The sequence below is a fragment of the Ancylobacter sp. 3268 genome, from assembly GCF_031456575.1.
Lineage (GTDB): Bacteria > Pseudomonadota > Alphaproteobacteria > Rhizobiales > Xanthobacteraceae > Ancylobacter.
The window spans coordinates 270,335-289,219 of sequence record NZ_JAVDUX010000003.1; the positions used below are offsets into that span (position 1 = coordinate 270,335).

Consider the following 18,885-nt stretch of genomic DNA (forward strand, 5'->3'; position numbering starts at 1 on the left):
CGCCGTACAGATTCGAGCCGGCGCGGTCGCCGAAACCTCCCCCACACCCGGCACGCGCGGGCCGGGACGCTTCCCCCTCAAGCGAAAACATCGCCGCCACACGCGCGGGAGGCGAAGGTGTCCGGCGAATGGCGGGCCGCGGGTGTCGCGCCATGTCGGAGCTGGAAAGCTGGCGCCGGCGGGAAGCCGGGCGGACGGAGGCCCCGCAGCCGATGCGCGAGCCGATGACCGGAGAGAGCGCAGGCCGGCTCATGCCGCATCCTCCGCACCGAGGGCGCGGCGGAAATGCGCCTCGTCCTCGGCGAGGACGGCGACGACGGGGGCGTGGATGTCGAGGCAGTGCACCAGCCAGTCGTCGCCCTCCTCGGCCTCCAAGGCCAGGGCGCCGGGCTGCAATCCCATCAGCGCGCGCAGGGCGTCGCGGGCGGGCCGGGCGGGGTGCGCGGACGGTAGCGCAGGAGGCCCGGGGCCAGCGGCAGCGAGGGCGAGAAGGCGCGGCGCGCCACATCGATGCCGCCGGCCACCATGGAGACGGCGAGACGGCCGATGAAGCGGAGCAGCGCTACCGGGGCCGGCCGCAGCGGGCGCGGCGGCAGCAGGGCGAGGCTGACCCGCGCGGCGACGCCGGCGGCGAGGAGCCCGGGCAGCACCATGGCGAGGCTGCCATCGGTCAGCACCAGCCAGAGCAGCAGGAAGCCGGCGCCCCGCGCCGTGAAAGCAGCCATTCGGCGACGGGTCCGCAGGGAGGGGCCGCGATTCGTCACCGGCCACCGCTCCACGAGCGATGCGCGCCGGCCGCGTCGCGGCGTATCGCAGCAACGGCCGGGCCGGAGACCGGCACCGCGACGCAGGCCCGCAGGCGGTTGGGCATGATGCTTCCCTCAGCCGCGCATGATCGTCACACCATCATGATGCCATCGATGTTGCAACTGCGAACGATACCGGACCCAGCCGGCAACCACGACAAAGTGCGGTGTGTCTTTACCATAGGGTTTATCCGAGGATAGGCCGTGGTGGCAAAAGCGTGCACCATCGCACCGGCGGCGGTATTCCTTAGGTACCGGCCCCCAACCCCAGCCGAGCGTCGTCCAAGCGGGACGCAAGCGAGAAGCGATCGTCATGTCGAACCGCACTGCCATGAGAAAGTCCTGCCCCGGCCTCTGCGTCGCGCTCGGCGTGGCGCTGCTGACAGCGGCCTGCTCGCAGGAGGAGGCGGCGGCGCCGCCGCAGGTGCGGCCGGTGCGGGTGATCACCGTGGCAGAGGCGCCGGCGCGCGAGTTGGTGTCGGTCACCGGCACCATCCAGGCCGAGGACGAGGCGGCGCTGGCCTTCCGCATCGGCGGGCGGATGATCGAGCGGCTGGTCAATGTCGGCGACCGGGTGACCGCCGGCCAGGTGGTGGCGCGGCTCGACCCGCAAAACGCGCTCAACACCCTGCGCTCGGCGCAGGCGGCGGTGACGGCGGCGGAGGGCCGGCTGGTGCAGGCCTCCAACCATTACGACCGGCAGGAGCGGCTGCTGCAGAACGGCTTCACCACCCGGGCGCTCTATGACGAGGCGCGGCAGGGCCGGCTGGCGGCGCAGGCGCAGGTCGACGACGCACAGGCGCAGCTGAAGATCGCCGAGGACAATGTCGGCTACACCGAATTGAAGGCAGACGCCCCCGGCGTGGTGACGGCGCGCGGCGCCGAGCCCGGCGAGGTGGTGCAGGCCGGGCAGCTGATCGTGCAGCTGGCACGGCAGGGCGGGCGCGACGCGGTGTTCGACGCCTCGGCGCAACTGATGCGGCAGGTGCCGGCCGATCCGCTGATCGCCGTGTCGCTCGCCGACAATCCGGCGGTGACCGCGATCGGCCGGGTGCGCGAGGTGGCGCCGCAGGCCGACCCGATCACCCGCACCTTCCGCGTGCGGGTGGGGCTCGACAACCCGCCCGAGGCGATGCGGCTCGGCTCCACCGTGACAGGCCGGGTCGACATCGAGAGCGGCAGCGGGATGGAAGTGCCGGCCTCGGCGCTGACCGCCGTCAACGGCCGGCCGGCGGTGTGGGTGGTCGATCCCTCCACCGCCACGGTGGCGCTGCGCAATGTCGAGGTGGCGCGCTTCAACCCGGCGACGGTGGCGATCGCCTCCGGCCTCGCGGTGGGCGACGTGGTGGTGACCGCCGGCGTGCAGGCGCTGCATCCCGGCCAGAAGGTGCGCCTGCTGGGCGCCGCGCCGGCGGCCGCCTCGGGGGCGACGGGTTCGTGATGCGGTTCAACCTGTCGGAATGGGCGATCCGCGAGCGTTCGCTGGTCGTGTTCTTCATGCTGGTGGTGGTGGTCGCCGGCATCGGTTCGTATTTCCGGCTCGGGCGAGCCGAGGACCCCTCCTTCGTCATCAAGACCATGGTGGTGCAGGCCGCGTGGCCCGGCGCCTCGACGGAAGACATGCTGCAGCAGGTGACCGAGCGTCTGGAGCGAACCCTGCAGGAGACCCCGCATCTCGACCGCCTGCGCTCCTATACCAAGCCGGGCGTGACGACGATCTTCGTCGATCTCGAGGGCAAGACCACCGCGGCGGAAGTGCCCGATGTCTGGTACCACGTGCGCAAGAGCGTCGCCGACATGCGGCACACCCTGCCGCAGGGCGTGGTGGGGCCGGGCTTCAATGACGAGTTCGGCGACACGTTCGGGCTGATTTACGGCTTCACCGCCGACGGCTTCACCCATCGCGAGCTGCGCGACTATGTCGAGCAGGTGCGCTCGCGCCTGTTGCAGGTGCCGGACGTCTCCAAGATCGAGATCCTCGGCGCCCAGGACGAGCGCATCTTCGTCGAGTTCTCGATGGAGGAGCTCGCCAGCCTCGGTATCAACCGGCAAGCGCTGGTGGCGGCGCTGCGCAGCCAGAACGTGGTGCAGCCCTCCGGCACCCTCCAGACCGGCGACGAGACGCTGGCCCTGCAGGTGTCGGGCGCCTTCGACAGCGAGCGCGACATCGCCAACATCAACTTCGCCGTCGACGGGCGCATGCTGCGGCTCGCGGACATCGCCACGGTGCGGCGCGGCTATGCCGACCCGCCGCAGCCGATGTTCCGCGTCAATGGCGAGCCGGCCATCGGCCTCGCCATCGCCATGCGCGACGGCGGCGATATCCTGCGGCTCGGCGCCAACATCAAGACGGTGGTCACCGAGGTCACCGGCGACCTGCCGGTCGGCATCGGCGTCACCCTGGTGGCCGACCAGGCGGTGACGGTGGAGCACGCCATCGGCGAGTTCATGGAATCGCTGTGGCAGGCCATCGCCATCATCCTGGTGGTCAGCTTCATCGCACTCGGCGTGCGGCCTGGCCTGGTGGTGGCGCTGTCGATCCCGCTGACGCTGGCGGCGGTGTTCTGTGTCATGGACCTCGCCGGCATCGACATGCAGCGCATCTCGCTCGGCGCGCTGATCATCGCGCTCGCCCTGATGGTCGACGACGCGATGACGACCACGGACGCCACCATCAACCGGCTGGCGCTCGGCGAGAAGCCGGAAGTGGCGGCAACCTATGCCTTCAAGACCTATGCCTTCGCCATGCTGGCCGGCACGCTGGTGACCATTGCCGGCTTCGTGCCGATCGGCTTCGCCGCCTCCTCGGCCGGCGAATACACCTTCTCGCTGTTCGCGGTGGTGTCGATCGCGCTGCTGGTGTCCTGGCTGGTGGCGGTGCTGTTCGCGCCGCTGATCGGCATGGCGCTGCTGAAGCCGCCGAAAACCACCGGCACAGGCGAGCCGGGGCGGGTGATGCGGATCTATCGCGGCTTCCTGTCGGCGGCGCTCGCCGCACGCTGGGCGACCATCGCGGTGACGGTGGTGCTGTTCGTCGGCGCGGTGCTGCTGCTGCCGCTGATCCCCAGCCAGTTCTTTCCGTCCTCCGACCGGCCGGAGCTGCTGGTCGACCTGACCCTGCAGCAGAACGCCTCCATCCATGCCACCGAGACCGCCATGGAGCGGCTGGACGCGGCGCTGAAGGCCGATCCCGACGTCGAGCGCTGGAGCGGCTATGTCGGGCGCGGCGCCATCCGCTTCTACCTGCCGCTCAACGCGCAGCTGCCGAACGATTTCTTCGGCCAGGCGGTGGTGGTCGCCAAGGACACGCCGGCGCGGATGCGGCTGCAGGCCAAGCTGGAGACGCTGCTCGCCAACGAGTTTCCCGGCGTGGTCGCCCGCGTCTCGCCGCTGGAGCTTGGCCCGCCGGTCGGCTGGCCGGTGCAGTACCGCGTGCTCGGACCGGATCTGGCGCAGGTGCGCGACATCGCCCTCAAGCTGGCGCAGGTGGTCGCCTCCAACCCGCAGGCGACGCAGGTCAATTATGACTGGATCGAGCCGGCCCGCGAGGTGCGGATCAAGGTGGACCAGGACGAGGCGCGCCGCCTCGGGCTCTCCTCCGAGACCATCTCCAGCGTGCTGAACACGGTGATCTCCGGCGCGCCGGTGACTCAGGTGCGCGACGACATCTATCTGGTCAATGTGGTGCTGCGCGCCACCGACGAGCAGCGCCTGTCGCTCGACAACCTGCGCACGCTGCAAATGCCGATCCCCGGCGGGCGCACCGTGCCGCTGTCGCAGTTCGCCACCTTCGACTACGCCCAGTCCTACCCGCTGGTCTGGCGGCGCGACCGGGTGCCGAGCCTCACCGTGCAGGCCGACGTGACGCCGGGCACGCTGCCCGACGAGGTGGTGCGCGCGCTCGCCCCGAAGATCGCGGCGCTGAATGCCGACCTGCCGCGCGGCTATCGCATCGAGACCGGCGGTACTGTCGAGGAGAGCGCCAAGTCGCAGGCCTCGGTGGTGGCAGTGGTGCCGCTGATGCTGTTCATCATGCTCACCGTGCTGATGTTCCAGCTCCGGCGTTTCTCGCTGACCTTCATCGTGATCTCGGTGGCGCCGCTGGGGCTGATCGGCGTGGTGGCGGCGCTGCTCGTCTCCAACCGGCCGCTCGGCTTCGTCGCCATTCTCGGCGTGCTCGCCTTGCTCGGCATGATCATCAAGAACGCGGTGATCCTGATCGGCCAGATCGAGGCCGAGCGGGCGGCGGGGAAACAAGTGCGCGAGGCCGTGCTCGATGCCTCCAGCGCCCGCTTCCGGCCGATCATGCTCACCGCCGTCTCCACCGTGCTCGGCATGATCCCGATCGCGCCGACGGTGTTCTGGGGGCCGATGGCGTTCGCCATCATGGGCGGGCTCATGGTCGCCACCGTGCTGACGCTGATCTTCCTGCCGGCGCTCTATGTGGCGACGATGCGGGAGAGGCCCGCCTCGGCCTAGCCGGGCGGCAAGGCCTTCGCGGCACGACCTTCGCGTCACGACCTTCGCGTCACGGCGGCGGTGCGGCCGCCGGGGCCGCACAAAGGTCGTGCAACGGTGCCGGCGGGAGGCCGTTCGGGGACTCCGGCCGGCGAATGGGTGCTGCCCCTATTGTTGGCGCGATTCGCCGGCGGTATGAAGGTGTTGCTGATTCACCCTGGGGGAGCCTCATATGGTTCGCGTTGTTGCCGTTTCTCTTGTCGCGCTTTCGCTCGCCGCCTGCACCACCACCGAGAAGCGGGCCGGTACCGGCGCCCTGATCGGCGGCGGCGCTGGCGCCATCATCGGCGGCATTGCCGGCGGCGGCACCGGTGCTGCGGTGGGCGCGGCGGTCGGCGCCGGCACCGGCGCGGTGGTCGGCGCGGCGACCGCGAACTGATCGACCCCGCCGGCTTCACATGCAAACGGCCGCGCATCGCGAGATGCGCGGCCGTTTCATTTGGCCGGCCGGAGGCCGCGCTCAGTGGCGCGGCTGGGCGATGGCGCCTTCGACCCGCTCGGCGATGTAGGGGAAGAACGGATTCGACGACATGCGGGTCAGCGCATCGACGCTGACGATCAGCGCCCCGCGCTCGCCGCGCACCGCCATTGCCCCGAGCTCCAGACCGAAATCCTCGGTGCCGTCCGGCTGCGAGCCATAGAGATTGTCGCTCTCCGGGAAGGGCAGGGCGACATGGGAGAGCGAGAACACGTCCGGCGGATAGAACAGGCCGAGCGGGCGATCGACGCTGGTGGTGGCGCCGGCGGGGGTGAGCCGCTCCAGCACCTCGCCGCTGTCCGGGCTCACATTGGTGATCATCGACAGGGTGAAATGGCGCGGCGCCGGCGGCACCTGCCGGCCGAGCGCGGCGGCCGAGGTCCAGCCGCGCAGCAGCGGGCCGAGCTTGGTGTTGCGGTTGAGATCGAACAGCACCAGCTCGCTGCCATTGTCGGGCAGCAGGCCGTAGAAGGCGGTGACCACGGCACGGGTGGAGACGGTGAAGTCCAGCGCCGACTGGAAGGTGAGCGCCGGCGGCAGGTCCTTCAGCCCGCCGGCCCGCGCCCGGCGGGCGATGGAATCCTGCAAGGCGGCGGTGAGCAGGTAGGACTGCCGCGCGCCGTTCACCGGAAACGAGTTGTACTTGAACGGGTTGAACTCCGGCAGCACCGACAGCCACGCCGCCTTGGCGAAGGCGGGCAGGAACGCCGGCAGGCCGGCGAGGCCGGCGAAGCGGGCGAAACGGGTGATGCCGATCATCGGCGACAGCAGGATCAGCCGGTCCGGCCGCGCCATCGCCGGATCGTCCAGCGCATCGAGGGCGTATTTCAGCGCCAGCGCGCCGCCATTGGAGAAGCCGACCAGATGCAGTGGCGCCTGCGGGGCGAGGCGGTGGGCCTCGCGCACCGCGAGGCGGGTGGCGGCGAGCCAGTCCTCCCACTGCGCCTTGGCAAGGCCGGCCGGCACGGTGCCGTGGCCGGGCATGCGGATGGCCACCACCGCCCAGCCGGCCTCGGCATAGAGCCGGGCGATATGGCGCAGACTGTAGGGCGAATCGGTGAGGCCGTGCAGCAGCACCACCGCGCCCCTGGCCTCGCCCGGCGGGACGATCTCATAGGAGCGGTTGAAGTCGCGCGTCAGCCGCGGCGGGTAGACGACGCTGCCGGAGAAGTAGCGGTTGGAGGGGATGCGCTCCTCTTCCGGCAGCGTCTGCACGACGTTTTCCCACACCTCGTCGAAGGCGCGGTTCTCGGCCGCGAGGAAGCCGGCCCAGTCGGCGCGGTCCATCTCGCCGACCGTGAGCTCGCGCGGGGCGAAGGTGTGCCAGGGCTCCAGCGGCGCGCCGCGCTGCGAAAACCAGATGCGCGTGGCGAGGAAAGTCGCCAGCATCAGCGCGAGCGTGACGAGCAGCCAGAGGGTGAGGCGCTTGATGCGGCGAATGGCCATGGAAGACGCTTTCCTTCGATGTCGGCGGCGTCACGCGTCCGGCGCGCGCCCGGACAGGAGCCGGGCGACCCAGCCGGCGGAGGTGGTGTGGGCGCACAGGGTCAGTGCGGCGATGACGAGCGGCACGCCGATGAAGGCACCGGCCAGCCCCCAGAGGAAGGCGAAGAAGAACACCGCCAGCAGCACCAGGAAGGGCGACATGGCGAGCGCCTTGCCGGCGATGCGCGGCTCGACATAGGAGCCGAGGATGAACTGGATGACGTTCATGCCGGCGAACACCGCCACCGCCATCTGCCAGCTCTCGAACTGGGCGACGGCAAACAGGGTGGGCAGCAGCGTCGCCACCAGCGGGCCGATGAAGGGAATGTAGTTGAGCGCGAAGGCGATGACGCCCCAGGCGAAGGCGAGGTCCAGCCCGGCCACGGCGGCGAACGCCCAGACGGCGAGGCCGGTGGCGATGCTCATCGCCGTGCGCACCAGCATGTAGCGGCGGAACTTGTCGGCGATGTCGGCGCCGGCGGCGAGCAGCACCCGCCCGCCTTCGCCCGCCTCGCCGGCGGCGAGCTTGCGGCGGACGATGTCGACCTCGAGCAGGCCGAGCAGCACGAAGATGAGGGTGACGACGGCGAAGCCGACCATGCCGTTGAGCCGCGTCGCCACGCCCTGGAAGAAGCGGATCAGCCAGGAGACGTTGAAGGTCTCCATGAAGGTGCCGGCGGCATAGAGGCCGTGGCCCTCCAGCCATTCGGCGCCGGAAAGGTAGAGCGCCTGGAAGCGGCCGGCATTGGCGACCAGCCACTGCGCGGCGCGGCCGAAGCCCCATATGGTCATCGAGGTGAGCGCGAACAGCACCACGAGGCTGATCGCCAGGCTGAGGAACAGCGCCAGGAGCCGCGGCAGGCGCCGTGCCAGCAGCTGCTGCAGCGGCCAGACCAGGGCGATGAAGAACAGCGCGAAGGCCACCGGCGCGACGATCGAGGCGGCGAGATAGGCCGCGGCGCAGATCAGGATCGCGGCGATGATGCCGAGAAGGATGAGAATACCGCGCCCGTTCATGTCCCGCTCGCCAAAAGCTGCCCCATGCCGGATAAAGCCTCGCCCGATCCGCGACAAGGCCGTTGCGAATTCGGTGGGACGGCATGTGCGCTGCCTCCGGTTTTGGAAAAATCAGCCTATTGTGATCGCAGGACTATTCGTCATAGTGTGCTGTATAATAGTATCATTGGTCGTGACGGCCCAAAGGAGTGGTGAAGTGGTGAAGCTCGGCTACAAGGCCTCCGCGGAGCAGTTCGACGCGCGCCAGCTCGTCGATTTCTCGGTGCTCGCGGAACGCAAGGGATTCGATTCCGTCTTCATCAGCGACCATTTCCAGCCCTGGCGCCACACCGGCGGCCATGCGCCGGCCGCGATCGCCTTTCTCGGCGCGCTCGGCTCGGCGACCGCGCGGATCACCATGGGCACCAGCGTGCTCACCCCGACCTTCCGCCATCACCCCTCGATGGTGGCGCAGGCCTTCGGCACGCTCGGCCAGCTGTTCCCCGGCCGGGTGATCCTCGGCGTCGGCTCGGGCGAGGGGCTCAACGAGGTGCCGGCGACCGGCGCCCCGTGGCCGGAGCTGAAGGAGCGCTTCGCCCGGCTGCGCGAGGCGGTGCGCCTCATCCGCACGCTGTGGAGCGAGGAGCGCGTCAGCTTCGAGGGCGAGTTCTACAAGACCGAGAACGCCACTATCTATGATCGCCCCGAAACACCGGTGCCGATCTACATCGCCGGTGCCGGGCCGCAGGTGGCGAAGTTCGCCGGCCGCGCCGGCGACGGCTTCATCTGCACCTCCGGCAAGAAATGGGACCTCTATACCGAGACGCTGCTGCCGAATGTGGCGGTCGGGCTGGAGGGCTCCGACATGCCCGGCCGCCGCTATGAGCGGATGATCGAGATGAAGGTCTCCTTCGACACCGACCGGGCGCGGGCCATGGCCGATACGCGGCACTGGGCGGCACTGGCGCTCTCGCCGGAGGAGAAGCACTCGGTGGAGGACCCGCTGGAGATGGAGAAGCTGGCCGATGCGCTGCCGGTAGAGCGCGCGGCCTCGCGGTGGATCGTCTCCACCGATCCGGAGGAGCATGTGGAGAAGATCGCCTCCTATGTCGCTGTTGGTTTCGACCATCTGGTGTTCCACGCGCCGGGCGAGGACCAGCCGCGCTTCCTCGAACTCTATGCCGAGCAGGTGCTGCCGCGCCTGCGCGCCCGCTTCGGCTGAGCCATGGTCCAATCCGCCTCCCGGCCTGCCGCCCGGCTGGAGATTTTCGCGCTGCCCGACTTCCCGCTGGTGGAGGCCGGCGACGACCTCGCCGGGCTCATCCTCGACGGGGTGGCCCGGCTGGGGTTGGGGCTGGCGCCGCAGGACGTGGTGGTGCTGGCGCAGAAGGTGGTTTCCAAGGCCGAGGGGCGGCTGGTCCGCCTCGCCGAGGTGACGCCCTCGGCGCGGGCGACGGCCTTGGCGCAGGAGGTGCGCAAGGATGCGCGGCTGGTCGAGCTGATCCTCTCCGAGAGCGTGCGGGTGGTGCGCACCCGCCCGGACGTGCTGATCGTCGAGCACCGGCTGGGGCTGGTGATGGCCAATGCCGGCATCGACCAGTCCAATATCCGCCACGACGGCGGCGAGGCGGCGCTGCTGCTGCCGCTCGACCCGGATGCCAGCGCCGACCGCCTGCGCGCCGCCATCGAGCGGCGTACCGGCGTGGCGCCGGGCGTCGTCATCAATGACAGCTTCGGCCGGCCGTGGCGGCGCGGCACCACCGGCATCGCCATCGGCGCCGCCGGCCTGCCGTCGATGATCGACCGGCGCGGCGAGACCGACCTGTTCGGCCGCACGCTGCGGGCGACGATGATCGCCCATGCCGATGAGATCGCCGCCGCGGCGTCGCTGGTGATGGGACAGAGCACCGAGGCGACGCCGGTGGTGCTGGTGCGCGGGCTGGCGTGGAGCGCGGCCGACAATCCGGCGGCGACGCTGATCCGCACGCCGGAGGAGGACCTGTTCCGGTGACCGCGGAGCGGGGAGCCGGCGGCATCTGGGCGGTGGTGCCGGTAAAGCCGTTCGACCTCGCCAAGCAGCGGCTGGCGGCGACGCTGGCGCCGCCGGCGCGCGCCAGGCTGGCACGGGCGATGCTGGAGGACGTGCTGGCGGCGTTGCGGCAGGCCGAATCGCGGCCCGGCGGCACGCCCGATGGAGCTGGTGGGTCTGGTGGGCTCGCCGGCACGCTGATCGTCTCGGCGGAGCCGGCGGTTGCCGAACTGGCGCCGGCCTACGGGGCGGAATGGCTGGCGGAGCCGGCGGTGGCCGGGCTCAACGCGGCACTGGCGCGGACGGCGCGGCATCTGGCGGCGCGGCGGGCGGCCGGGCTGATGGTGCTGCCCGGCGACCTGCCGGGGCTGGCCGCCGCCGAGGTGGCGCAGGTGATCGCCGCGCATCCCGCCGGCGGGGTGAGTCTGGTGGCGGCCCATGACGGGCAGGGCACCAATGGGCTGCTGGCGACGCCGCCGGAGGTGATCGGCTTTGCCTTCGGGCCGGGCAGCCTGGCGGCGCATCGCGCCGCGGCGCAGGCGGCCGGGGTGCCGGTGCGGGTGCATGCGGCGGCGGCGCTGCCGGGGCTCGGCTTCGATGTCGACGCGCCCGGCGATCTCGCGCGGCTGGCCCGGCTGCCGGCGGAATCCCGCACGCGGCAGGCGCTCGCCGCCGAAGGCGTTTCGGTGGATCGGACCTAAGCTCGACAGGGGAGGGGCGGCATGGCGAATTTCGTTCTGGTGCACGGATCGTTTCACGGCGCCTGGTGCTGGCAGAAGCTGGTGCCGCTGCTGGAGGCGCGCGGCCACACCGTGCTGGCGCCGGACCTGCCGGGCAGCGGCGACGACCCGGCGCCGCCCGAGACCGCCGATCTCGACAGCTATGCCACGCGCGTGTGCTGGGCGATCGACCAGCTGCCCGACGACGTGGTGCTGGTCGGCCATTCCATGGGCGGCATCGTCAGCGCGCAGGCGAGCGAGCGCCGCCCCCACCGGCTGGCGGCAACCGTCTATGTCAACGGGCTGCTGCTCACCCATGGCGCCAGCCTCGTCAGCTTCCTCGACGCGCATGCCGGGCTCGGGGTCGAGGATCTGGTGCTGAAGAACATGCAGGTGGCGGCGGACGGGCAGACCGCGACCTTCCCGGCGGCGGCGGCGGGCGAGGTGTTCTACAACAGCTGCGCGCCGGAAGACGCGGCCTGGGCCGCCGCGCGGCTGACGCCGCAGCGGATGAAGATCTATGCCGACCGGCTCGATCTCAGCGCGGCGGGCTTCGGCCGGGTGCGGCGCTTCTATGTCGAGGGTACGCGCGACAAGGCGGTGTCGCTCGCCTATCAGCGGGCCATGACGACGGAGACGCCGTGCGAGGCGGTGTTCACCTTCGAGGGCGATCATTCGCCCTTCCTCTCGGCGCCGGCGGCGCTCGCCGGGCTGCTCGACACGGTGGCGGCGCAGGCGGGCGCCTAGGCGTGCCGGAGCGCACATTCTGACGGCACGAGGTGCCTTCCGGCTGCTTTTTTAAGCAGATGTTCAATGACGGGATCGGGTTTGCAGTCCCTATTAGCTAAAGTGTCTATACACCAGCACACTTTGGCACAGAACTTGGATTGTTCATCGGCATAGCCATTGGAGTGCCGGATGTCGTCCATCGCCTTTGAGTCGGTCTTCAAGCGTTACGGGGAGGTTGATGCCGTCAGGGAACTCAACCTCGCCTGCGCTGCCGGCGAGATGCTCGCCCTGCTGGGGCCCTCGGGCTGCGGCAAGTCGACCACATTGAAGATGGCCGCCGGCATCGAGAGCGTGTCGTCGGGCGAGATCTGGTTCGGCGACAAGCCGGTGTCGCGCCTCGCGCCCGGCGAGCGCAACATCGCCATGGTGTTCGAGGATTACGCGCTCTACCCGAACATGACGGTGTGGGAGAATGTCGGCTTCCCGCTGAAGGTGCGCGGCATCACCGGCCAGCCGGCCTCGCAGCGCATCGGCGAGGTGCTGCAACTGCTCGGCCTGCGGCAGATGGCGGACCAGCCGGTGCGCGGCCTGTCGGGCGGGGCGATGCAGCGCGTGTCGATCGGCCGGGCGCTGGTGCGCGACCCGGAGGTGATCCTGTTCGACGAGCCGCTGTCGCATCTCGACGCCGACCAGAAGGTGCAGCTGCGCGCCGAGATCAAGCGGTTGCAGAAGCTGCGGCAGGTGACCTCGATCCTCGTCACCCACGACCAGACCGAGGCGATCGCCATGGCCGACCGGGTGGCGGTGATGAACCATGGCGTGCTCCAGCAGGTGGGCGCGCCGCAGGACCTCTATGAGCGCCCGGCCAACCTGTTCGTCGCCAATTTCATCGGCGAGCCGCCGATGAACCTGATGAAGGCCGCCTATGCCGGCAACCGCATCGTCGGCGAGGGCTGGGAGGTGACGCTGGGCACCGCGCGGCGGGCGAGGCTGGCCGACGGCGCCATCGTCGCCGGCATCCGGCCGGAACATGTGAAGGTGCTGCCGCCGGATGGCGCGGGCGATGCGGGAGGGGCGGCGCGGGGCGTCATCACCTATCGCGAGCCGCGCGGCGATGCCGACGTGCTCACCGTGGCGCTCGACGCCGCCGGCGGGACCGGCGGCAGGCTGGTGGCGGAGATCGCCGGCCCGACGTCCTGGCGGGCGGGCGACAAGGTGTCGGTCGGGCTCGATGTCGACCGGCTGCTGGTCTTCGATGCCGTGAGCGAGAAGAACCTGGAGGTGGCGCCGTGAACGCTCCCATGAAAGCTCCCTCGCGCCTGTCCACCCATGCCGGGCTGATCGCCCGCGGCATTTCCAAGAGCTTTTCCTCCAAGGGCCAGCCGCACAAGGTGCTGGCGGAGATCGGCATCGAGGTGAAGCCGGGCGAGCTGCTGGCGCTCACCGGTCCTTCCGGCGCCGGCAAGTCCACCTTCTGCCGCATCCTCGCCGGGCTGGAGCGCCCGGATGCCGGCTCGGTCGAGCTCGGCGGCCGGGCCCTGGCCGAGGTGCCGGCCGGCCAGCGCGGCGTGGCGCTGATGTTCGAGAGCTACGCGCTCTATCCGCACCTCACCGTGCGCGGCAATGCGCTGTCGCCGTTGCAGGCGCCGGGCGGCCGGCTCGCACCCGCCGAGGCCAACAGGCGCGTCGACGAGGTGCTGGAGCTGCTGGAGATCCGCCATCTGCACGAGCGGCTGCCGGGCGCGCTGTCCGGCGGGCAGAAGCAGCGCGTGGCGCTGGCGCGCCTGCTGGTGCAGTCGCCGGCGCTCTATCTGCTCGACGAGCCGATCTCGCATCTCGACGCCAAGCTGCGTCACAAGCTGCGCGGCGAGATCCGCCGCCGGCTCTCCGGGCTGACCGTGCCGACCATCTGGGCGACGCCGGACGGGATGGAGGCACTGTCGGTGGGCGACCGGGTGGCGGTGATCGACCAGGGCCGCCTCGAGCAGATCGGCACGCCGGAAGAAATCTGGCTGCGCCCGGCGAGCGCGCGGGTGGCCAAGCTACTCGGCGATCCGCCGATGAACCTGATCGACGGCGAGCTGACCCGCGAGGACGGCGCCATCGTGTTCGTGCGCCGGGACGTGAGTCTGACGCTGACCGGCGCGCTGGCGCGGGCGGCCGAGCGCGCCAGCGGCGCGGCGGCCACGCTGGGCGTGCGGCCGGATGCCATCGGCTTCGTGGCGCCGGATGCGGTGGGGAAGGCATCCGGGGCTGTGCCGGCCGAGGTCTATTCCAACGAGCCGTTCGGCAAGCACGCCATCGTCACCATCGATCTCGGCAACCTGCTCGCCAAGGTGAAGACCTCGATGGCGGGGGCGGCGGCGCTGGGCGCGGATGGCGGCATCGGCCGCGGCATCGGCTTCACATTTCCCGGCGAAGGGATGGTGCTCTTCGACGGTGCGACGGGCCGGGCGCTTTCCGGCGACTGACGACTGACAGGCATAAGCCGCTAACGGCAAAACACAGAGGGAAAGAGCGATGAAGCGTAAGATTTGGTGTTTCGCCGCCGCCTTGGCGGCAACCACGGCACTCCCCGTGCCGATGGTGGTCTCCGGCGTGCAGCCGGTGCTGGCGCAGGATGCGGGCTTCTATGCCAAGGCGGCGGCGCCCTATAAGGGCACCACCATCCGCGTGCTCGACGAGATCACGCCGCTGCAGGAGACGCTCTCCAAGATCGTACCGGACTTCGAGAAGGAGACCGGCATCAAGGTGGAATGGGAACTGCTCAACCACTTCGAGGTGATCAACAAGGGCCAGGCCGACATGCTGTCCGGCCGCGGCCATTACGACGCCATCATGCTGCACGGCGCCCAGCTCGGCCCGATGCTCTCGGCCGGCGTGATCATGCCGCTCGACAAGTTCGTCGCCGATCCCAAGCTGTCGGATCCCGGCCTCAACGCCGCCGACTTCATCCAGGCGCCGTACAAGACCACCGCCTTCAGCGACGGCAAGCAGTACGGCTTCATCAACTGGAACTACAACCACGTCTACTGGGCGCGCGCCGACCTGCTGAACAATCCGGAGGAGAAGGCGGCGTTCAAGGCGAAGTACGGCTACGACCTCGCCCCGGCCAAGACCATCGAGCAGATGCGCGACATCGCCGAATTCTTCACCCGCAAGAAGGGCGAGAAGCTGGCCGGCGTGCCGCTGACCAGCGATTTCTACGGCATCGTGCTGGAAGGCATCAAGGGCGGCTCGACCTTCTCCAATCTCTGGGTGAACTTCATCCAGAACTATGGCGGCAACCTGATCGACAAGGACGGCAAGCCGGTGTTCGACAGCCCGCAGACCGTGGCGGCGCTGAAGATGTGGCGCGAGCTGTGGACCTTCGCCCCGCCCGGCATCGCCGAATACTCGCTCGTCGACGTGCCGACCGTGATGGGCAACGGCATCGCCGCGCAGTCGCTGGCCTGGTCGGACTTCGTGCTCGGCATCGACAAGCCGGGCGTCTCTCCCTATGCCGGCAAGTTCGTCTACGCCCCGATCCCGGCCAAGGCCGGCAACGAGGCGCATCGCCATGCCGATGCCGAGCCTTCTGTGACGGTGATCAGCGAGGCCTCGAAAAATCCCGAGGCGACCTTCCTGTTCCTGCAGTGGCTGGCCGACAAGAAGCAGCAGGACAAGCTGATCGAGATGGGCCAGGGAGGCGTGCCGATCCGCGAGAGCTCCTGGGCGGCGCCGGCGATCACCGGCAGCACCAACCCGACGCTGTTCGCTGCGATGAAGTCCTCGCTCGACGTCGCCACCGCGCGGCCGAAGATGGAAAAATATCCGGAGATGTTCGATGCCATGAGCGGCATCGCCCAGCAGGTCGGCCTCGGCAAGATGACCCCCGAACAGGGCGCCAAGGAAGGCCAGGCCGTCCTGGAGAAGCTCTGCGGCGGCAAGTCCTGCACGCTGTGACTTCCGGAGACGCCGTGACGTTCCGCACGCCCGCGCGGTGACGTAACGCTCCATGCACCGGGAGCCTCGCGTTTCTGTGCCCGATATGGCCGGCGCCCACCCGATCCGCCGGTCACCTGCCGGGACGCGTCCCCTCGCGTCCCGGCTCCTTCTTCCCGGTAGATGACCACGCAGCGAGACGGACAGGCAGAATGGCCAGCGCAAGCGAGACGATGACGGCGGCCGAGCCGCAAGCGGCGGGAATGCGCGAGCGGGCCTGGTATCCCTACCTGCTCATCGCCCCCTCGATGATCACCCTGGTGGTGGTGTCGCTGGCGCCGTTCATCTACGCCATCTATCTGAGCTTCCACGAGGCGAAGTTCGGCCGGGTGCGCGACTTCATCGGCTTCGACAACTACATCACGCTCTTGTCGGACCCGCGCTTCTGGAACTCCATCGGGGTGGCGGCCACCTTCGTGTTCATCGCGGTGCCGATCGAGTTCATGCTCGGGCTGATCGGCGCGCTGGTGCTGAACCAGAATGTGCGCGGGCGCTCGATCCTGATCCCGCTGCTGTTCATGCCGACCATGATGGCGCCGATCGTCGTCGGGCTGCTGTGGAAGATCATGCTCGCCGGATCGTGGGGGTTCTTCTCCTACAACGTGCTGGAGCGCTTCAACATTCTCGGCGAGACCTCGATCTTCGCCTCGCCGGAGCTGGCGCTCTACGCGCTGATCTTCGTCGATATCTGGCAGTGGACGCCGTTCATGATGCTGGCGTTCTTCGCCGGCCTGCAGGCGCTGCCGCTCGGGCCCTATCGCGCCGCCGCGGTGGACGGGGCCAACCCGGTGCAGATGTTCTTCCACATCACCCTGCCGATGATGACGCCGCTGCTCGCCGTGATCGGGCTGTTGCGCTTCATCGACGCCTTCAAGGTGTTCGACACCATCTACATCCTCACCAATGGCGGGCCGGGCATCTCGACCGAGACCCCCTCCATCCTCGCCAACAAGATGACCTTCGAGTTCTGGAACATCGGCGAGGCCTCGGCGCTGGCGGTGCTGGTGTGGATCGCCTTCTTCGCCTTCTGCTCGATTTTCTACCAGGTCGCCAAGAAGCGCCTGAACGCGTTCTGAGGCCTTATCGTCCCTCTCCCCGCCCGTATCCGGCTGGTGCCGGACACGGTTTCGGCGAGGTCGAAGCCGGAAATGTCCGGCTTCGACGGAGAGGTGGCCCGCGCAGCGGGTCGATGAGGGGGGACTAGATGGGGAAGCGAAGAAGGCCCCTCACCCCAGCCCTCTCCCCGACGGGGAGAGGGAGGCAGACCCTTCCTAACGGAAGGGAGAATTGAAGATCCGGTCTCCGGAACGAACGAGGAAAAAATGGCCGAAGCTTCAAGCCGCCCCGAAGGATCGCGTGGTCTGTTCTGGACCGCGATCGTCGTCGTCTATGCCGCCATCATGCTGTTCCCGATCTTCTGGATGGCCTCGATGATGGTGAAGCCCAACGACGCCATGTTCGCGCGGCCCACCCAGTGGCTGTTCGTGCCGACGCTCGACCACTTCTCCTATGTGATCGAGCAGGGCTTCCACTGGGCGCTGCTCACCTCGTTCCTGCTGTGCACCGTCTCGACCGCGCTGGTGGTGATCATCGGCACGCCGGCCGCCTATGCGTTCGCGCGCTTCGAGATGAAGGGCAAGGACGATTTGTTCCTGTTCATCCTCGGCTCGCGCATGGCGCCGCCGGTGTGCCTCGTCATCCCGTTCTACCTGATCTACGCCAAGGTCGGGCTGCTCGACAGCTTCCTCGGGCTGACGCTCGCCTACATGACCTTCAACCTGTCCTTCTATGTCTGGGTGCTGCGCTCCTTCTGCCGCGACCTGCCGGTGGAACTGGAGGAGGCGGCGGCGCTGGAGGGCTGGTCGAAGCTGCAGATCTTCCGCCGCGTGGTGTTCCCGCTGCTGCGCAACGGCATCGTCGCCACCAGCGTGCTGTGCTTCATCTTCGCGTGGAACGAGTTCCTGTTCGCCTTCATGCTCGGCGGCAAGGCGATGACCACGCTGCCGGTTTCCATTCCGAAGCTGATCACCAGCCAGGGCGTGCGCTGGGGCGAGATGGCGGTCGTCGGCATGACCGCCCTGCTGCCGGTGCTCGCCGTGGTGTTCGTGCTGCAACGTCACATCGTGCGCGGGCTGACGCTCGGCGCCGTGAAGGGCTGAGGACAAGGGCTGGGGGCTGAGGGACAAACGATGGCGGAGCATTATCTGCCGGCACGGCCGGACACGGTGAACTGGGGCAAATGGGACGCCGCCCTGCCGCCGGCGCTGACCATCAAATCCGGCGACCGGGTGGTGATCGACACCCTGTCCGGCGAGCCGGAGGACCTGCCGGACTTCGCCGCCACCGGCTTCACCCCGGTGCCGGGGCATGCCGAGGTGATGGCCAGCATCCATCGTGGGCCGGGGCCGCATCTGCTCACCGGGCCGGTCTTCGTAGAGGGGGCCGAGCCGGGCGACGTGCTGGAAGTGCGGATGCTCGACATCAAATTCCGCGCCGACTGGGGCTGGAACATCCAGCTGCCCTTCCTCGGCACGCTGCCGGAGGATTTCCCGGAGCTGCGGCGCATCCACATCCCGCTGGACCGCGAGAGGCTGATCGCCACCATGCCCTGGGGGCAGGAACTGCCGCTGGAGCCGTTCTTCGGCAATTTCGGCGTGGCGCCGAAGCCGGAATGGGGCCGGCTCTCCTCCACCGAGCCGCGGGTGTTCGGCGGCAACATGGACAATAAGGAGCTCGGGGTCGGCACCACCACCTATTTCCCGGTCTTCGCGCCCGGCGCGCTGTTCTCGGTCGGCGACGGCCATGGGCGGCAGGGCGACGGCGAGGTGTGCATCACCGCCATCGAGGCGGCGCTTACCGGCACGTTCGAGTTCCACGTTCGCAAGGACATGAAGCTGACCACGCCGCGCGCGGAGAAGCCCGACGAGTGGATCACCATGGGCTTCGATCCCGATCTCGACGACGCGGTGAAGGAAGCGCTGCGCGACATGATCGTGCTGATCCGCGAGCGGTCCGGCCTCTCGGCGCAGGATGCCTACACGCTGTGCTCGCTCTGCGCCGACCTGCGGGTCACCCAGACGGTGGACGGCAACAAGGGCATCCACTGCGTGCTGCCCAAGCGCTTCCTTCCGGTCCGGTGAG

17 protein-coding genes are annotated in these 18,885 nt (G+C 69.4%); 13 read left to right on the plus strand and 4 right to left on the minus strand.

Annotation, left to right across the window (positions count from 1 at the left end; genetic code table 11):
- Positions 1 to 249: 249 nt before the first annotated feature.
- Both J2X65_RS05775 and J2X65_RS05780 read right to left on the minus strand, forming a co-directional pair.
- On the minus strand, positions 250 to 402 hold the full coding sequence (locus J2X65_RS05775) for a hypothetical protein (RefSeq protein ID WP_310199186.1): 153 nt from the start codon (positions 400 to 402) through the stop codon (positions 250 to 252).
- Positions 402 to 725 (minus strand): Na+/H+ antiporter subunit E, encoded by a 324-nt coding sequence (locus J2X65_RS05780; RefSeq protein WP_310199188.1) that lies wholly within the window; start codon positions 723 to 725, stop codon positions 402 to 404. The genes J2X65_RS05775 and J2X65_RS05780 overlap by 1 nt, the downstream gene beginning before the upstream one ends.
- 412 nt (positions 726 to 1,137) lie before the next feature.
- Between J2X65_RS05780 and J2X65_RS05785 the strand changes: the two genes are divergently transcribed.
- The 3 genes from J2X65_RS05785 (at position 1,138) to J2X65_RS05795 (ending at position 5,703) form a co-directional block, all read left to right on the plus strand.
- Positions 1,138 to 2,247, plus strand: coding sequence for an efflux RND transporter periplasmic adaptor subunit (locus J2X65_RS05785; protein WP_310199190.1), 1,110 nt, complete (start codon positions 1,138 to 1,140; stop codon positions 2,245 to 2,247).
- A complete protein-coding gene (locus tag J2X65_RS05790; RefSeq protein WP_310199406.1) occupies positions 2,247 to 5,285 on the plus strand; it encodes an efflux RND transporter permease subunit in 3,039 nt (1,012 codons plus the stop codon). The genes J2X65_RS05785 and J2X65_RS05790 overlap by 1 nt, the downstream gene beginning before the upstream one ends.
- A 211-nt stretch (positions 5,286 to 5,496) precedes the next feature.
- Entirely contained in the window at positions 5,497 to 5,703 is a 207-nt protein-coding gene (locus J2X65_RS05795; protein ID WP_310199192.1) for a glycine zipper domain-containing protein, read from the plus strand.
- Positions 5,704 to 5,784: 81 nt separating this feature from the next.
- On the opposite strand, the gene J2X65_RS05800 is transcribed toward J2X65_RS05795, so the two are convergent.
- Together J2X65_RS05800 and J2X65_RS05805 are read right to left on the minus strand one after the other, a co-directional pair.
- Positions 5,785 to 7,248, minus strand: a complete 1,464-nt coding sequence (locus J2X65_RS05800; protein ID WP_310199194.1) for an alpha/beta fold hydrolase — start codon at positions 7,246 to 7,248, stop codon at positions 5,785 to 5,787.
- A 30-nt stretch (positions 7,249 to 7,278) separates the two neighbouring features.
- Positions 7,279 to 8,304 (minus strand): AI-2E family transporter, encoded by a 1,026-nt coding sequence (locus J2X65_RS05805; protein ID WP_310199196.1) that lies wholly within the window; start codon positions 8,302 to 8,304, stop codon positions 7,279 to 7,281.
- 196 nt (positions 8,305 to 8,500) lie between these two features.
- Here J2X65_RS05805 and fgd point away from each other — a divergent pair, with 196 nt between their 5' ends.
- The 10 genes from fgd to J2X65_RS05855 all read left to right on the plus strand — a co-directional run bounded on the left by fgd (position 8,501) and on the right by J2X65_RS05855 (position 18,884).
- The gene (fgd, locus tag J2X65_RS05810) at positions 8,501 to 9,505 is read left to right on the plus strand and encodes a glucose-6-phosphate dehydrogenase (coenzyme-F420) (RefSeq protein WP_310199198.1); all 1,005 of its coding nucleotides are present in this window, start codon (positions 8,501 to 8,503) and stop codon (positions 9,503 to 9,505) included.
- 3 nt (positions 9,506 to 9,508) lie between these two features.
- Positions 9,509 to 10,294 (plus strand): coenzyme F420-0:L-glutamate ligase, encoded by a 786-nt coding sequence (cofE, locus tag J2X65_RS05815; RefSeq protein ID WP_310199200.1) that lies wholly within the window; start codon positions 9,509 to 9,511, stop codon positions 10,292 to 10,294.
- Complete coding sequence (gene cofC, locus J2X65_RS05820) at positions 10,291 to 11,013, plus strand: 2-phospho-L-lactate guanylyltransferase (protein WP_310199202.1); 723 nt, start codon at positions 10,291 to 10,293, stop codon at positions 11,011 to 11,013. The genes cofE and cofC overlap by 4 nt, the downstream gene beginning before the upstream one ends.
- A 21-nt stretch (positions 11,014 to 11,034) precedes the next feature.
- Positions 11,035 to 11,778, plus strand: coding sequence for an alpha/beta fold hydrolase (locus J2X65_RS05825; protein WP_310199204.1), 744 nt, complete (start codon positions 11,035 to 11,037; stop codon positions 11,776 to 11,778).
- A gap of 171 nt (positions 11,779 to 11,949) precedes the next feature.
- Positions 11,950 to 13,053, plus strand: a complete 1,104-nt coding sequence (locus J2X65_RS05830) for an ABC transporter ATP-binding protein (protein ID WP_310199206.1) — start codon at positions 11,950 to 11,952, stop codon at positions 13,051 to 13,053.
- Positions 13,050 to 14,231: an ABC transporter ATP-binding protein gene (locus J2X65_RS05835; RefSeq protein WP_310199209.1), complete on the plus strand. Its 1,182-nt coding sequence runs from the start codon at positions 13,050 to 13,052 to the stop codon at positions 14,229 to 14,231. Before J2X65_RS05830 ends, J2X65_RS05835 begins: the two co-directional genes overlap by 4 nt.
- Positions 14,232 to 14,280: 49 nt before the next feature.
- Positions 14,281 to 15,705, plus strand: a complete 1,425-nt coding sequence (locus J2X65_RS05840; protein ID WP_310199211.1) for an extracellular solute-binding protein — start codon at positions 14,281 to 14,283, stop codon at positions 15,703 to 15,705.
- Between the two features lie 191 nt (positions 15,706 to 15,896).
- A complete protein-coding gene (locus J2X65_RS05845) occupies positions 15,897 to 16,820 on the plus strand; it encodes a sugar ABC transporter permease (protein ID WP_310199213.1) in 924 nt (307 codons plus the stop codon).
- A gap of 246 nt (positions 16,821 to 17,066) precedes the next feature.
- Positions 17,067 to 17,903, plus strand: coding sequence for a carbohydrate ABC transporter permease (locus tag J2X65_RS05850; RefSeq protein ID WP_310199216.1), 837 nt, complete (start codon positions 17,067 to 17,069; stop codon positions 17,901 to 17,903).
- Between the two features lie 30 nt (positions 17,904 to 17,933).
- Positions 17,934 to 18,884, plus strand: coding sequence for an acetamidase/formamidase family protein (locus tag J2X65_RS05855; protein ID WP_310199218.1), 951 nt, complete (start codon positions 17,934 to 17,936; stop codon positions 18,882 to 18,884).
- Position 18,885: the final 1 nt, after the last annotated feature.